The sequence below is a fragment of the Paraburkholderia gardini genome (assembly GCF_907164545.1).
Taxonomy (GTDB): domain Bacteria; phylum Pseudomonadota; class Gammaproteobacteria; order Burkholderiales; family Burkholderiaceae; genus Paraburkholderia; species Paraburkholderia gardini.
Genome location: NZ_CAJQZB010000043.1, coordinates 38270 through 53327, shown reverse-complemented (window position 1 = coordinate 53327; position 15058 = coordinate 38270). Strand labels below are relative to the sequence as shown.

At 61.4% G+C, this 15058-nt stretch carries 11 protein-coding genes; 1 reads left to right on the top strand and 10 read right to left on the bottom strand.

Annotated features, from left to right (window positions below; genetic code table 11):
* Window positions 1-165: 165 nt before the first annotated feature.
* From LPA37_RS23980 to LPA37_RS23935, 10 genes are all read right to left on the bottom strand, one after another.
* The gene (locus tag LPA37_RS23980) at window positions 166-1086 is read right to left on the bottom strand and encodes a dihydrodipicolinate synthase family protein (protein WP_228978100.1); all 921 of its coding nucleotides are present in this window, start codon (window positions 1084-1086) and stop codon (window positions 166-168) included.
* A 321-nt stretch (window positions 1087-1407) separates the two neighbouring features.
* The gene (locus LPA37_RS23975) at window positions 1408-3645 is read right to left on the bottom strand and encodes an NADP-dependent isocitrate dehydrogenase (protein WP_229013888.1); all 2238 of its coding nucleotides are present in this window, start codon (window positions 3643-3645) and stop codon (window positions 1408-1410) included.
* Window positions 3646-3812: 167 nt separating this feature from the next.
* Complete coding sequence (locus tag LPA37_RS23970; protein ID WP_229013887.1) at window positions 3813-4892, bottom strand: phytoene/squalene synthase family protein; 1080 nt, start codon at window positions 4890-4892, stop codon at window positions 3813-3815.
* A 245-nt stretch (window positions 4893-5137) separates the two neighbouring features.
* The gene (locus tag LPA37_RS23965) at window positions 5138-5551 is read right to left on the bottom strand and encodes a ribonucleotide reductase subunit alpha (protein WP_228978105.1); all 414 of its coding nucleotides are present in this window, start codon (window positions 5549-5551) and stop codon (window positions 5138-5140) included.
* Window positions 5552-5607: 56 nt separating this feature from the next.
* Entirely contained in the window at window positions 5608-6822 is a 1215-nt protein-coding gene (locus LPA37_RS23960; RefSeq protein ID WP_228978106.1) for an MFS transporter, read from the bottom strand.
* 112 nt (window positions 6823-6934) lie between these two features.
* Window positions 6935-7732: a peptidylprolyl isomerase gene (locus LPA37_RS23955; protein WP_229013886.1), complete on the bottom strand. Its 798-nt coding sequence runs from the start codon at window positions 7730-7732 to the stop codon at window positions 6935-6937.
* Window positions 7733-7747: 15 nt separating this feature from the next.
* Window positions 7748-8434, bottom strand: a complete 687-nt coding sequence (gene narI / locus LPA37_RS23950) for a respiratory nitrate reductase subunit gamma (RefSeq protein ID WP_229013885.1) — start codon at window positions 8432-8434, stop codon at window positions 7748-7750.
* A gap of 78 nt (window positions 8435-8512) precedes the next feature.
* Window positions 8513-9202, bottom strand: a complete 690-nt coding sequence (gene narJ / locus LPA37_RS23945; RefSeq protein ID WP_229013884.1) for a nitrate reductase molybdenum cofactor assembly chaperone — start codon at window positions 9200-9202, stop codon at window positions 8513-8515.
* Window positions 9203-10744 (bottom strand): nitrate reductase subunit beta, encoded by a 1542-nt coding sequence (narH, locus tag LPA37_RS23940; protein ID WP_228978113.1) that lies wholly within the window; start codon window positions 10742-10744, stop codon window positions 9203-9205. It abuts the gene before it with no gap.
* Window positions 10741-14565: a nitrate reductase subunit alpha gene (locus LPA37_RS23935; RefSeq protein ID WP_229013883.1), complete on the bottom strand. Its 3825-nt coding sequence runs from the start codon at window positions 14563-14565 to the stop codon at window positions 10741-10743. Before LPA37_RS23935 ends, narH begins: the two co-directional genes overlap by 4 nt.
* On the opposite strand from LPA37_RS23935, the gene LPA37_RS23930 reads away from it, so the two are divergent.
* Complete coding sequence (locus LPA37_RS23930) at window positions 14557-14946, top strand: hypothetical protein (RefSeq protein WP_229013882.1); 390 nt, start codon at window positions 14557-14559, stop codon at window positions 14944-14946. The two genes, LPA37_RS23935 and LPA37_RS23930, sit on opposite strands and share 9 nt — an antisense overlap.
* The last annotated feature ends 112 nt before the right edge of the window (window positions 14947-15058 follow it).

Genomic DNA, 15058 nt, shown 5'->3' with positions numbered 1-15058 from the left:
GGCGCAGGCGTCGGCGCTTGAAGCGTCGATCGTGACGGCGAAGGGCGATGAGGGTGTGCTGGCGCTTGACGCAGATCAGTTCTGACGCTTCAACGCCCCGGGCTTCACATGCGTGACCGGATCATACGAATCCGGTCACGCATCTTCCGCACGCGATACGCGGGTTTAGTGAGCCCAGCGCAGCACCAGCGGGTCGAGTCGTCGGGCGACCTTCAGGAGCCCGTCGCGCACTGCGGGCTGCATTGGCGCGAGCGGATGACGCACGGTATCGGACTTGATGACGCCGCCCGCTTTCATCAGGGTCTTGCACGCCGCGAGTCCGCATTGGCGGTTCTCGTAGTTGATCAGCGGCAGCCATTGCTGATAAAGCTCCGCTGCCTGTTCCGTATCGCCTGACGCGTAGGCGTCCACGATCTTGCGGATGCCATCCGGATAGCCGCCGCCTGTCATCGCACCCGTCGCGCCTGCGTCGAAATCGGGAATCAGCGTGATGGCCTCTTCGCCGTCCCACGGGCCGACCACGGCGTCGCCGCCCAGCCTGATCAGCTCACGCAGTTTCGATGCGGCCTGCGCGGTCTCGATCTTGAAGTACGACACGTGTTCGATCTCCTTCGCCAGCTTCGCAAGGAACGATGCCGGCATCGGCGTGCCGGCGACCGGCGCGTCCTGGATCATGATCGGGATATCGATGGCAGCGGACACCTTGCTGAAGAATTCGTGAATGCCGGACTCGCCAACCCGGATCGTCGCGCCGTGATACGGCGGCATGATCATCACCATCGCCGCACCTGCATCCTGGGCCGCGCGGCTGCGGGCAGCGCATAGGTCGGTGCTGAAGTGCGTCGTCGTGACGATCACCGGCACGCGGCCCGCGACATGCTCCAGTACCACGTTCTGGACGGTGCTCCGCTCGTCGTCGCTCAGGACGAACTGCTCGGAAAAGTTCGCGAGAATGCAGATGCCGTTCGAACCGGCATCGATCATGAAATCGATGGCGCGCTTCTGACCGTCAAGGTCGAGCCGGCCGGCGTCGTCGAAAACGGTAGGCGCGACAGGGAACACGCCGCGATAGATAGGGGTTGCCATTGATCAAGTCTCCTGGATAGCTCGATGCGTGCCGTTCGCTCTGAGCGCAGCGGCGACTATACGGGTGCAGGCGCTGCGTCGTATAGCGAATGCTTTCTATCATGTGATCGCTTTCACGACTTACCCGGTGTCTCGGGTGTCAGTACGAAGGGAGGGAGGGGAGTGGGTCGCCGGGCGAACACCCGGGATTGCTTCGAACGGAAAAAGCGCACGTGCGGCTTTCGTTGAAGCACCCTTCCAGCGCGGAGCCAGAAGGGTAACGACCGATACGGCCTGGGATTCAGGCCGTATCGTGCGTGCTACAGCAACAACACGACAGCCTTACGCCTTGACCGAAGCCAGCGAGGCATTCAGCGTCTTGCTCGGACGCATGACGGCGTCGAGCTTTTCGGCGTCAGGGCGGTAGTAGCCGCCGATGTCCGCCGGTTGGCCCTGCACCGACGACAGTTCGCCGACGATGGTCTGCTCGTTCGCCGTCAGCTGCTTCGCGAGCGGAGCGAACTGTGCCGCGAGGGCTGCGTCACCGGTTTGCGCGGCGAGTTCCTGTGCCCAGTACATCGCGAGGTAGAACTGGCTGCCACGGTTGTCGAGCTGGCCGGTCTTCGGCGACGGATTCCGGTTGTTCTCGAGCAGCTTGCCCGTGGCGGCGTCCAGCGTCGTGGCGAGGATCTTGGCCCTGTCGTTGCCGGTCTTGATGCCCAGATCTTCCAGCGAAACAGCCAGCGCCAGGAATTCACCCAGCGAATCCCAGCGCAGGTGGTTTTCTTCCACCAGTTGCTTGACGTGCTTCGGCGCCGAGCCGCCCGCGCCCGTTTCGTACATGCCGCCGCCGGCCATCAGCGGGACGATGGAGAGCATCTTCGCGCTGGTGCCGAGTTCCATGATCGGGAACAGGTCGGTCAGGTAGTCGCGCAGGATGTTGCCCGTGACCGAGATCGTGTCGAGGCCGCGGATCACGCGCTCCAGCGTGTAACGCATTGCACGGACCTGCGACATGATCTGGATGTCGAGGCCTTCCGTGTCGTGATCCTTCAGGTACGTTTCGACCTTTTTGATCATTTCGGCTTCGTGCGGACGGTACGGGTCCAGCCAGAACACGGCCGGCATGCCGGAGTTGCGTGCGCGCGTGACAGCGAGCTTGACCCAGTCGCGGACCGGCGCGTCCTTGACCTGGCACATGCGCCAGATATCGCCTGCCTCGACGTTCTGCACGAGCAGCACTTCGCCCGTCGCGATGTCGACGATGCGCGCTTCGCCGGCTTCCAGCACTTCGAACGTCTTGTCGTGCGAGCCGTACTCTTCGGCTTGCTGCGCCATCAGGCCGACGTTCGGCACCGTGCCCATCGTCACCGGATCGAAATTGCCGTTCGTCTTGCAGAAGTTGATGATTTCCTGGTAGATGCGGGCGAACGTGCTTTCCGGGATCACCGCCTTCGTGTCCTTCGGACGGCCGTCGGCGCCCCACATCTTGCCGCCGATACGGATCATGGCCGGCATCGACGCGTCGACGATCACGTCGTTCGGCGCGTGCAGGTTCGAGATGCCCTTTGCCGAATCCACCATCGCCAGTTCCGGGCGGTGTTCGTGGCATGCGTGCATGTCGCGGATGATTTCCTCGCGCTTCGAGCTCGGCAGCGTTTCCAGCTTTTCGTACAGGTTGACGAGACCGTTATTGACGTTCACGCCGAGTTCGTCGAACAGCTTGCCGTGCTTCTCGAACGCTTCCTTGTAGAAGATCTTCACGGCATGGCCGAACACGATCGGGTGCGAGACCTTCATCATCGTCGCCTTCACGTGCAGCGACAGCATCACGCCCGTCTTGCGCGCGTCTTCCATCTGTTCTTCGTAGAAGTCGCACAGCGCCTTCTTGCTCATGAACATGCTGTCGATGATCTCGCCGTCGAGCAGCGACACCTTCTGCTTGAGGACGATCGTCTTGCCGCTCTTCGTGACGAGTTCCATCTTCACGTCGCGGGCACGGTCGATCGTCATCGACTTTTCGCCGTGGTAGAAGTCGCCATGCGTCATGTGCGCGACGTGCGTGCGCGAAGCCATGCTCCACTCACCCATGCTGTGCGGGTTCTTGCGTGCGTAGTTCTTCACGGCGGCCGGCGCGCGGCGATCCGAGTTGCCTTCGCGCAGCACCGGATTCACGGCGCTGCCGAGGCAACGCGAGTAACGCTGACGGATTGCCTTTTCGGCTTCGGTCTTCGGCTCTTCGGGGAAGTCCGGCACCTTGTAGCCCTTGCCCTGCAGTTCCTTGATCGCGCTGACCAGCTGATGCACCGAAGCGCTGATGTTCGGCAGCTTGATGATGTTCGTATCCGGCAGCAACGTGAGACGGCCCAGCTCGGCCAGGTTGTCCGGCACGCGCTGTTCTTCGGTCAGGAATTCCGGGAACTCACCCAGGATGCGGCCAGCCACCGAGATGTCGCTGGTCGTGACCCGGATTCCAGCCGGCGCGGTAAACGTGCGGATGATCGGCAGGAAAGCACTGGTCGCCAGCAGGGGCGCTTCGTCGGTGAGGGTGTAGATAATCGTGGGTTGCTGGGTACTCATCGCGTGTCTCAAGAACAGAAAACAGGGTGGGGAAAGCCGCCGGCTGCGCGTAGCCCGGCACCAATGACCGAATTTTGCCTGATTTTGCGCGGGGCCTGAACCGGGCCCCGTACGGCAAACGCAAAACGCAAATTTTACCTGCAGACGGGGAAGGGCGTGTGAAAGTGTCAACGAGCCCGTGGCGGCGGGGCGGCGAGGCGGCTTTCGATCCGGCTCATCAGACTGCCGGTCCAGCGACGGATGAGCCTGTCCGATGCGACGGCCGGTATCGAATACGCGATGACCTGGTACACCCTGTTGCGTCTGACCTTCGAGACTTTCGCGGGGTCGAGCCACGCGTCGTTATCGACGAGCAGCAGCAATGTATCGAGTCCAATCACGACAGGCCACAGGCAGGCGAGCCGCAACCGCACCGAATGCGCGGGAATCGCGAGCGTGTATTCGATCGCTTCACGAAAGAGATCGAGCGTTTTGCGGACCAGCTCGAACATCAGCGGCTGGGCGCGTACCGAACTTTGGGGCAGTAGCAGGTCCTCGGGGCTCAGGCGCGCTTCGTCGAGCATCGTCGACGGAATGTAGCAGCGGCCGATGCGCAGGTCCTTGCCGCAATCGCGCAGCACGTTGGTCATCTGAAGCGCCTTGCCGAAACGCACGCCGCGGTTCAACGTCACGTCCGGCTGACCCCTGAGCGTGCCTGGCATGTGCGCCCAGGTCATCTTCGTCCAGAATTCGCCGACGCAGCCAGCCACCAGATACGTATACCTGTCGAGTTCCCCGAATTCGTGCAACGCAACGATGCGTCCCGACGATTCGTCCGGAAACGTGCGCAGATCGAATTCCATGCCCTCGGTCAGCGTCGTGACGATCTCGCGTACCGCGTCGCGATCGGATTCACCCAGTTGAGCCAGCACGTCGAGCGCGGGGCCGAGCGATTCGAGCAGGACTTTTTCAGCCGGGTGAGTTTGCCGGGTCGCCACTTCGACCGCCATGCGTTCCAGACGATCGTCGTCTCCGCCCACACCATTCGCACCGTTCACCTGCTCACGCAGCGCAAGCAGCATTTCCAGCCGTTGCCCCGGCGCAATCAGCGATGTATCCGCAATCGTGTCCGCGGCGCGCGCCAGCAGGTACGCGAGACCGATCGGATCGCGCATGCCGGCGGGCAATACGCGCAGCGTGAGGTAGAAGGAGCGTGAGACGCCCTTCAAAAGCGGGCCGAGGAGAAAGGCCCGGGCAGGATTGCGCATAGGGTGTTCGGATCAGGATGGGAAAGCGACGCTGCCGAATTGTACCTGGCAAACCGTTTCTCCTCAGCCTCACGTGTTCCGCACCCGGCACCGTGCGGCGATCCGATGCCCCGGTTCTCCGGTTCGAAGGAGGCCAGGCGCGGGGCGTGCTGCTTCCTTCGTGCAACCCGGATGCGCCCTTACGTCTGGCGGCGTGGTCGAGGAACACACGGCCACGCCTGACAGCCTCAAGGGCCCGACGATACTCAGGCCAGACCGAATAGCACGGGCTGACCGTGCGCATCGAATGGAATGAACATGCCGATCGACCCGGTTTTGATCGACTCCACCATCCTGTTTAACGGCGCTTCCGCGTCTTCAGTCCGCGGCGCACACCCGTTTTGACCCGAGAGCGCCGCGACGAAGACGATTGCCCATTCCTGGAGAACCTGTCGCGATTCTTCGAGCAGATCGCTAAACGTGCCGAGTTCCTCGGGCGTCTTGTCCACGCACATCAGCGGTATCAGTGCGCCACCCTTACCCGCTTCGAAGCGGGCCCGTTCTTCAGGTGTGCAGTCAGCGGGCAACTCGACCGCGGTAAACACGAATAGCAAGCGCTGGGGTTCGGGTTGTTGCCGCGCGACGCGAACCAGCTCATCAAAACTCGAAATACTTGTCATCGATCATCCATGTGGTGTCGTGTCGGCAGCGCGCGGCAAGCTGGCTGTTCATTCCGTTACTGCGGGGCTGTTCCGTCGATGTGAACGTGTCGCACGCTGGATTGATACAGCAGAATCAGCGACACCCAGACGATACCGTACAGAAACATGAAGCAACTCGAGCGAACGCCAAGCCAGTCAAGAATCACACCGAAAAGGATCGGTAGCAGGAAGCCACCCAGCCCGCCAGCCAGTCCGACGATGCCGGTGACGACGCCCATCTGCTCCGGAAAGTCGTCGGCGACGTACTTGAACGTCGACGCCATACCGAACGCGAACACCGCGCCGAGAATGAACAGCAGTGCGATGAAGACCGGCACGCCAAGATGGATATGAAAACTGCGCGGGCCGTCGATCGTGCTCACCACGAACGAAGTGTCCGGGTACGACAACAGGAAGAGACATACCCACGCGACCCACAATCCCCACCACGTCACCTTATGCGCACCGAAGCGGTCGGACAGGGTGCCGCCGAGCGCGCGCAACACCGATCCCGGCAGCGAAAAGCCGGCGGCCAGCGCCGCCGCAGTGACGACCGAAAAGCCGAATTCGCCCTTCAGATACTGTGGGATCCACAGTGATAGCGCGGTGAAACCGCCGAAGCAGATCGAGTAATACTGGCAGTACCTCCATATCCTGGAGTCCTTCAGAACCCGAAACTGCCTGTACCACGGCCCCGACGTCTTACCTGCGCCCGGGTCGGTAGCGGAGCCCAGCCAGAAGATCAGCGCGGTGACGAGGAGCGCGATCGCATAGATCTTCGGGACAGCGCGCCAGCCCCATGCCGCCTGCAGCGAAGGCGTGATGAACAGATTCACGGCGGCGCCGACCGTGCCGGCGCCAAAGAATCCCATCGCGAAGCCACGCTTTTCGGGCGGGAAGAACCGCGCGACATACGGCGTTCCTACTGCGAACGATGCGCCAACCGCGCCGAGACACAGGCCGATCGCGAGGAACTGCCAGAACGCCGTCGCGTATGCGATCAGGAACACGGGGATGGCGCAGAGGACCAGCAACAGCGTCATCACCACGCGACCGCCGAAACGGTCCGTCCAGATTCCCAGCGGCACACGCAATAGTGCGCCAGTCAGAACCGGCGTGGCCGTCAGCAGCCCGAATTGCGTGCTGTTCAGTCCAAGCTCGGTTCGTAGTTCGATGCCGAGCACGCCGAACATCATCCATACGACAAAGCAGACCAGAAATGCCAAAGTCGTGACACATAGAACTACCATGGGACTTCTTCGTGAACTCATAACTGCTCCAGAGCAGGACGACAACGATAACGGCTACATGTGGACGTCATCGGTCAGGATGGGTGCGACGGGCAAACGCTACGGCCAGCCACTATTGCAACAACAGGCCCGGGCGCACATCCAGAGCGATGCCGCGCAGTTCGGCGCTGGATGCGAGCAAGGTCAGATATTGCTGAATCGACTTGTGCCGGACATGACCGGAGAGATAGCGTTCGATGGTCGCCTGCACCGCTTCAAACGGAAGGACTTCACCCGCGACGCGACGCTCCACCCAGACAATATGAAAGCCATAACGCGTATTGACGAGCCCCGGAAGCAGGCCGATGTGCTGGTTGCCGAAAATGGCTGCCTCGAATTCCGGCACGCTCTCGCCACGGGTCAACTGCCCCAGATTTCCGCCGACCTGGCCAGACGGACAATTGGATAACGTCCGGGCGAGCGTATCGAACCGGTCGTGATGCTGCGCGAGCTCGCGGTGCGCTTCTTCGGCGCGGGCGCGGACCCGCGTCATCGCGGCCTTTTCGGTCAGCGCAAAGAGGATGTGGCGCGCGAAGACCAGGTCCGGACTGCGGAATTTCTGCATGTTCGCTGCGTAGTAGCGCTGGCATTCCTCTGCGGACGGAACCGGCATCGCGCATTCCAGCTCCAGCAGACGGTCGACTGTCTCATCGTCGAGACCGGCGCCGTTCGCCAGCAAACCTGTTGCGGTGGCGCGCTGGGACAGCAGTTCACGTACCACCAGCGCCCGTCGCGCAGCGTGATCGGGATCTGGTTCGTCCGCGTGCAACGCGGATTCCGCCGCAATGGCAGCGCTTTCGATCACGGTACCGTTGACGCTAAGCACGTCAGGCGTGGCGGGCGCGGGTGAAATATCGCAGTTTGCCGACATGGGGAATTCCTCGCGTTAGCGCTTGCGAACGATCTGGTGAGGACGAACCAGGAAACTCACCGTCGCCATGCCGCTCCAGATGTGAACGAGGCGGGTGAATGGGGAAATGAGGAATATCGTGAAGCCGAGCGCAATATGGGTCTTGTAGACGAGCGGCGCCTGGAGGATGAGGTCCGCGGTGCCCGGTTGAAACGTGACGATACCCTTCACATAGTCGCTCAGGGTTTCGAACATCGCGCCGTCCATATGCGCCAGTGACAGTGGAATCGTGGCCAGTCCGAGTGCCAGTTGCAGCCACAGCATCACCAGCACGAGGATGTCCGCATGGGCGCTATTGATGCGGATGCGCGGATCGGACAGACGCCGGTACACCAGGATCGACAGTCCGATGATCGCGACGATGCCCGCGATGCCGCCCACCCCAACCGCGAGCCATTGATGCTGCGAGGCGTTCAGGAAGGGCGACACCATCCAGTGAGGCGCGAGGAAACCGGCGAAGTGTCCGCCGACCACGGTCAACACGCCGACGTGGAACAGATTGCTGCCAAGGCGCAGTTGACGGCGCCTGAGCAGTTGCGACGAATCGCTCTTCCAGGTGTACTGCTCGCGATCGAAACGGATCAGGCTGCCGAGCAGCCAGATCGCGAGACACACATAAGGATAGATGCCAAACAGCAATGCGTTGATGAAATGCTGACTCATGAGGTTTCTCCAGCCAGGATCCTGTTCTTTGATGCGTGGAATGTGAGCACGGAAGCCTGTTCTTTCCGGTTCACGCGACTAACGTGAAGGTCTTTTGTCGTAAAACTGGATCGGCTGCGGTGCCGTCGACAAAGGCGCTTGCGCGCCCAGGAAGCTCACCGGCTCCTCCTGCCACTCGCGATCGAGCGCTTCGCCGTCGATCTCGTGCGTGGTGGTGTCGTCGCATGCGGTCGCATTCGCGTTCAGCAGCGGCGCTTCGCCAGCGAGCGGCAGCAATGCGGCAACGGCCGCGAAATACGGCGTTCCGCGCTCGGCGAGCCGGGTTGCGATCTGCCGGTTGATATCGGCAATTTCGCCCAGCAGCGCGTGCGCTTGCGCCGGTGTTTCCTGAGACAGGAACTCCAGGAAAACCGGCAGATAGTCGGGTAGTTCGCCGGCGCCGAGAAACAGTCCCTTCGCTTCGTACATGGCGAGCAGGTCCACCATCGCCTGCCCACGTTCGCGCGACTCGCCGTGGACGTGTTCAAACAGATAGAGCGAACTTGCCCGGCCACGGTCGAAGATTTCGACGTAGTCTTCCTGTAGATCCAGCAATGGCCGCGCCGACAGCCGGTCGACCAGCTCGATCAGGGCTGCGCGCGTGTCTGGCGGCAAGGCGGCGTACCCGGCCAGCGCGGCGCGGATTTCGTCGAGCGCGTCGATCAGCGCCTGATCGGGATAGTCCAGTAGCGCGCCCAGCATGCTGAGAATCTGACGGTTATCGTTCATTTATTCACCCGCCGCGCGAATCGGGATGGTCTTGCGTGTCTTGTTGATGCCCTTGCGTCCGCCGAACAGGCTGCTTTCCGTGGTGCCGTCGGAACACCCGTTGCCGAACGAGAAGCCGCACGATGCGCGCAGGTCGAAGGCATCTTCGGCATATTCGCGGTGGGCGGTCGGGATCACGAAGCGGTCTTCGTAATTGGCAATGGCCAGATACCGGTACATTTCATCGACCTGTGCGCTGCTCAGCTCGACTTCGTCCAGCAGTTCCGGACTCTCGCGACGTTCGACATGGCGTTCGCGCATGAAGGCGCGCATCGCCAGCATGCGTTTGAGGGCAAGCCGAACCGGCGCCTCGCGACCGGCAGTGAGCAGATTGGCCAGATAGCGCAACGGGATGCGCAGCGAATCGACGTCGGGCAGCAAGCCTTTCATGCCGAGCCGGCCATCGTTGGTGGCCGAGTTGATCGGCGAGAGCGGCGGGACGTACCAGACCATCGGCAGGGTGCGGTATTCGGGGTGAAGCGGAAAAGCGATCTTCCACTCCATCGCCATCTTGTACACCGGTGAATGGCGTGCGGCGTCGAGCCAGTTCTCCGGCACGCCGTCACGAGCGGCCTGTTCACGTACGGCCGGGTCGTTCGGGTCGAGGAAGATCGACAGTTGCGCTTCGTACAGGTCCTGCGGGTCCTTGACCGATGCGGCTTCCTCGATCCGGTCGGCGTCGTACAGCAGCACGCCGAGATAACGGATCCGGCCGACGCAGGTTTCCGAGCACACGGTCGGCTGACCCGCCTCGATACGCGGATAGCAGAAAATACACTTCTCCGACTTGCCGCTTTGCCAGTTGTAATAGATCTTCTTGTAGGGACACCCGGACACGCACATCCGCCAGCCGCGGCACTTGTCCTGGTCGATCAGAACGATGCCGTCTTCTTCCCGCTTGTATATTGCGCCGGAAGGGCAGGACGCGACACAGGCGGGATTCAGGCAGTGCTCGCAAAGTCGCGGCAGGTACATCATGAAGGTGTTCTCGAACTCCCCGTAGATGTCGGTCTGCACCTGATCGAAGTTGTAGTCGTGCTTGCGTTTCTCGAACTCGCCACCGAGAATTTCTTCCCAGTTCGGGCCGCACTGGATTTTCTCCAGGCGCTCGCCGGTGATCAGCGAACGCGGCCGGGCGACCGGTCCGACCTTGACGTCGGGCGCATCGTGCAGATGCGCATAATCGAAGGTGAACGGCTCGTAGTAGTCGTCGATCTCCGGCAGGTTCGGGTTGCCGAAGATATTGGCGAGCACACGCCACTTGCTGCCGGCGCGAAGCTCGATCTTGCCGTTCGTCTTGCGCTTCCAGCCGCCATTCCAGCGCTCCTGGTTTTCCCAGTCCTTCGGATAGCCGACGCCCGGTTTCGTTTCGACATTGTTGAACCACGCGTACTCCATGCCTTCGCGTGAGGTCCAGACGTTCTTGCAGGTGACGGAGCAGGTATGGCAACCGATGCATTTGTCCAGATTCATCACCATACCGATCTGCGCGCGAATTTTCATCGCTTTTCTCCCGATTCGTCATTGGCCATCGCGAGGGTCGGCGCGCCGTGAGCGAGTGTGTGCTGATGACGCGCGGCCTCGGCCGCCGACAGCACGGACGCCGGCGTCGACTCGTCCTTCCAGTCGATCGTCTTCATTTTGCGGACGACCACGAATTCATCGCGATTGGAGCCGACGGTGCCGTAGTAGTTAAAACCGTACGAGAGCTGCGCATAGCCACCGATCATGTGGGTCGGCTTCGGCATCACGCGGGTGACCGAATTGTGAATGCCGCGCACGCCCGAGACTTCGGTGCCCGGTGTATTGATGATCTTTTCCTGCGCGTGATACATCATCACGGCACCCTCCGGAATGCGCTGACTGACGACCGCACGGGCGGCCAGCGCACCGTTCAGATTGAACGCCTCGATCCAGTCGTTATCGACCACGCCGATCTTTTGGGCATCGATCTCGGAGATCCAGACGATCGGCCCGCCGCGCGACAGTGTCAGCATCAACAGGTTGTCGGTGTAGGTGCTGTGAATGCCCCATTTCTGATGGGGGGTCAGGAAGTTCAGCGCGATCTCCGGGTTTCCATTCGAGTGGCTGCCGGCCATGCCGGTGGTGCTGCGCGTGTCGACCGGCGGCTTGTAGACACACAGCGACTCGCCAAAGTCGCGCATCCACGCGTGGTCCTGATACAGCTGCTGACGTCCGGACAGGGTGCGCCAGGGAATCAGCTCATGCACATTCGTATAGCCCGCGCTATAGGACACATGTTCGGATTCGATCCCGCTCCATGTCGGCGACGAAATGATCTTGCGCGGCTGCGCCTGAATATCCCGGAAGCGGATTTTTTCATCCTCGCGAGCGCGCGCGAGATGCGTGTGATCGATGCCCGTGAGCACCGACAAAGCCCGCCATGCTTTGGTCGCGACCGCACCGTTGGTTTCCGGGGCGAGCGACAGGATCACTTCGGCTGCATTGATCGCCGAGAGAATCTGCGGCCGACCGTGCGAGACGCCGGCTTCGGCGACCGGATAATTCAGCGCCCGAAGCTGTTCGATTTCCTCGCCGGTTTGCCACGTAATGCCTTTGCCGCCGTTGCCGAACGAGTCGAGCAGCGGTCCGAGCGAGGTGAACTTGCGCCAGGTATCCGGATAGTTCCGTTCGACAACCGCAATGGTGCCCATCGTTTTTCCCGGCACCGGATCGCACTCGCCGTGACCCCAGTCGGCGATGCCCTCGGTTTGCGCGATTTCGCCGGCGCTGTCATGCTGGAGCGGCGACATCACGACGTCGCGTTCCACGCCCAGATGGCCTTCGGCCAGTTCGGAGAACCTGCGCGCGATGCCTTTATAGATCTCCCAGTCGCTTCTGGATTGCCACGCCGGGTCGACGGCCGCCGACAGCGGATGGATGAACGGGTGCATGTCGGACGTGTTCATATCGTCCTTCTCGTACCAGGTGGCGGTCGGCAGCACGATGTCCGAATACAGGCACGTGGTGGACATTCTGAAGTCGAGCGTGACGACGAGATCGAGCTTGCCCTCGGGCGCTTTCTCGTGCCACTTCACCTCTTTGGGCAGGATGCCGGCGCTTGTACCCAGATCTTTTCCCTGCACGCCATGCTCGGCACCGAGCAGATGTTTGAGGAAGTACTCATGTCCCTTGCCGGACGATCCGAGCAGGTTCGAGCGCCAGACAAACAGGTTTCTCGGAAAATTTTCCGCTGCGTCGGGATCGACGCACGACATCTCAAGCGAGCCGTCCTTGAGACCCTTCGCGACATAAGCGGCCGCGTCGGAGCCGGCTGATGCCCGGCCGAGATCGAGCGGATTGGTCTTGAACTGCGGCGCGGAGGGCAACCAGCCCATCCGTTCGGCGCGAACGTTGTAGTCGATCGGGCTGTCGGTGAATCCGCTGCCATCGGCGAGCGGTGACAGCAGTTCGGTGACTTTCATCGTTTCATAGCGCCATTGATCGGTATGCGCGTAGAAAAACGACGTGCCGTTCATGAAGCGCGCCGGCCTGTGCCAGTCGGTCGCGAATGCCAGCGGCAGCCAGCCGGTTTGCGGCCGGAGCTTTTCCTGGCCGACATAGTGAGACCAGCCGCCGCCCGATTTGCCGATGCAGCCGCACATGACGAGCAGGTTGATGATCGAGCGATAGCTCATGTCCATATTGAACCAGTGGTTCAAGCCGGCGCCGACGATCACCATCGACTTGCCTTCGGTCTTGTGCGCGTTATCGGCGAACTCGCGCGCGACCGCGATGACGTCGTGTCGTTTGACACCGGTAATCTTCTCCTGCCACGCCGGTGTGTACGGGACGTCGTCGTCGAAACTGGTCGCGACGTTCGGGCCGCCGAGCCCCTGGTCCACGCCATAGTTGGCAATGAACAGGTCGTAGACCGTGGCAACCAGAATTTCACCGGCTCGAGTGGCGATCCTGCGTACGCCGATGCGGCGCGGCAATACGCTCGCATGGCCGGTATGCGTGAAATGCGTATGTTCGACATTGCCGAAATAGGGGAAGGCGACATCGATTGCTTCGTCGTGCTTCTCCACGAACGACATGACCGGCCGGATCGCATTGCCGTGGACATCCTCTTCTTTCAGATTCCATTTGCCGGCGTCGCCACCTTCCTTCTGCCCCCAGCGAAAGCCGATCGATCCGGTTGGCGCGACAGGCTTGCCGCTCAATTCATCGAACGCGACAGTTTTCCAGGCGGCGTTGTTATCCTGGCCGGACGCGTCATCGAGTTCGTCGGATCTCAGGAGTCTTTCGGGCACATAGTGTTCGCCCTGTTTGACGATGCGCACGAGCAGCGGCATGTCGGTATAACGCCGGCAGTAGTCAAGGAAATACTCGTTCTTGCCGGCGACGTGAAACTCCTTGAGCACGACGTGGCCCATCGCGAGACCGAGCGCCGCGTCGGTCCCCTGCTTCGGATGCAGCCAGATGTCGCCGAACTTCGCACCCTCGGCGTAGTCGGGAAAGATCGATACGACCCGGGCGCCGCGATAACGTACCTCGGTCATGAAGTGGGCGTCGGGGGTGCGCGTTTGCGGCACGTTGGAGCCCCACAACATGATGAAGCTCGAGTTGTACCAGTCGGCCGATTCCGGAACGTCGGTCTGTTCGCCCCACGTCTGCGGCGACGCCGGCGGCAGGTCGCAGTACCAGTCATAAAAGCTCAGACTGACGCCGCCGATCAGCGACAGATAGCGGCTACCCGCCGCGTAGGACACCATCGACATGGCCGGTATCGGCGAGAACCCGATGATCCGGTCCGGGCCGTGTCGCTTGATGGTGTGGATGTTCGCGGCCGCAACGATCTCGTTTATTTCGTCCCAGGTTGAGCGAACGAAGCCGCCCAGTCCACGGCGACGCGTATATGAGACGCGGGCTTCCGGATCATTCACGATCGCAGCCCATGCCTCCACCGGGGCGAGCGTCAGGCGCTTTTCGCGCCACTGCCTGAGCAGCGCACTGCGAACCAACGGATATTTAAGACGATTCGCGCTGTAGAGATACCACGAATAGGACGCACCGCGGGCACAGCCGCGCGGCTCGTGATTTGGCATATCGGGACGGGTGCGGGGGTAATCGGTCTGCTGGGTTTCCCAGGTGACGATACCGCTCTTGACATAGATCTTCCACGAACACGAACCTGTGCAGTTGACGCCGTGGGTCGAGCGCGCGATCTTGTCATGTTGCCATCGTTGCCGGTAGGCGTCTTCCCATCCGCGGTCTTCATGGGTTGTCATCCCATGACCTTCGGAGAACGTCGGCCTCGATGTGGAGAAGTACTTCAGGCGATCGATAAAGTGGCTCATCTGATCGACTCCGTGGCATTCGCTGCTCGAAGTCTACGCATATTGTTCAAAATTGTGGGCATCCTGAGTTTCTCCATGACGCTGCCGATAAACCGCATTCTGGAACGCCGGAATCTGATGGTTTCTGGATTGGGCGATCACTGCTTCTTCCGATATCGTGGACACCACCTTCACGCGCTTCGCATAAACCCGGTCGTCAGAATTCGCTGGGCCGGTGTGTCGGGGCAAGCTCAACGCTGCGGCTGGACCCCGGTATGTCCAGGCGCGGCGCGGGTAATCATCGCGACCCTGTCGTTCAGATCGCCAGTGCGTGAATCGCAAGCCTTCTGGCCTGGAAGCAGCGCCCAGGCTGAAATCCCCATGCCGCGCATCCTGCTATGAGAACTCATAAGCAGCATCGGCAACTTGACCCGGGTCAAATCGAGCCGACGAGTCTCCTAAATCCGGACGGTAACGGTAAGAACTTAGTGGGTCGAGTCTTGCATGAACTGCA

Excerpts from the sequence above, each read along its gene's own strand:
- LPA37_RS23980 (WP_228978100.1), bottom strand. The coding sequence starts at position 1,086 with ATGGCAACCCCTATCTATCGCGGCGTGTTCCCTGTCGCGCCTACCGTT.
- LPA37_RS23975 (WP_229013888.1), bottom strand. The coding sequence starts at position 3,645 with ATGAGTACCCAGCAACCCACGATTATCTACACCCTCACCGACGAAGCG.
- LPA37_RS23970 (WP_229013887.1), bottom strand. The coding sequence starts at position 4,892 with ATGCGCAATCCTGCCCGGGCCTTTCTCCTCGGCCCGCTTTTGAAGGGC.
- LPA37_RS23965 (WP_228978105.1), bottom strand. The coding sequence starts at position 5,551 with ATGACAAGTATTTCGAGTTTTGATGAGCTGGTTCGCGTCGCGCGGCAA.
- LPA37_RS23960 (WP_228978106.1), bottom strand. The coding sequence starts at position 6,822 with ATGGTAGTTCTATGTGTCACGACTTTGGCATTTCTGGTCTGCTTTGTC.
- LPA37_RS23955 (WP_229013886.1), bottom strand. The coding sequence starts at position 7,732 with ATGTCGGCAAACTGCGATATTTCACCCGCGCCCGCCACGCCTGACGTG.
- narI (WP_229013885.1), bottom strand. The coding sequence starts at position 8,434 with ATGAGTCAGCATTTCATCAACGCATTGCTGTTTGGCATCTATCCTTAT.
- narJ (WP_229013884.1), bottom strand. The coding sequence starts at position 9,202 with ATGAACGATAACCGTCAGATTCTCAGCATGCTGGGCGCGCTACTGGAC.
- narH (WP_228978113.1), bottom strand. The coding sequence starts at position 10,744 with ATGAAAATTCGCGCGCAGATCGGTATGGTGATGAATCTGGACAAATGC.
- LPA37_RS23935 (WP_229013883.1), bottom strand. The coding sequence starts at position 14,565 with ATGAGCCACTTTATCGATCGCCTGAAGTACTTCTCCACATCGAGGCCG.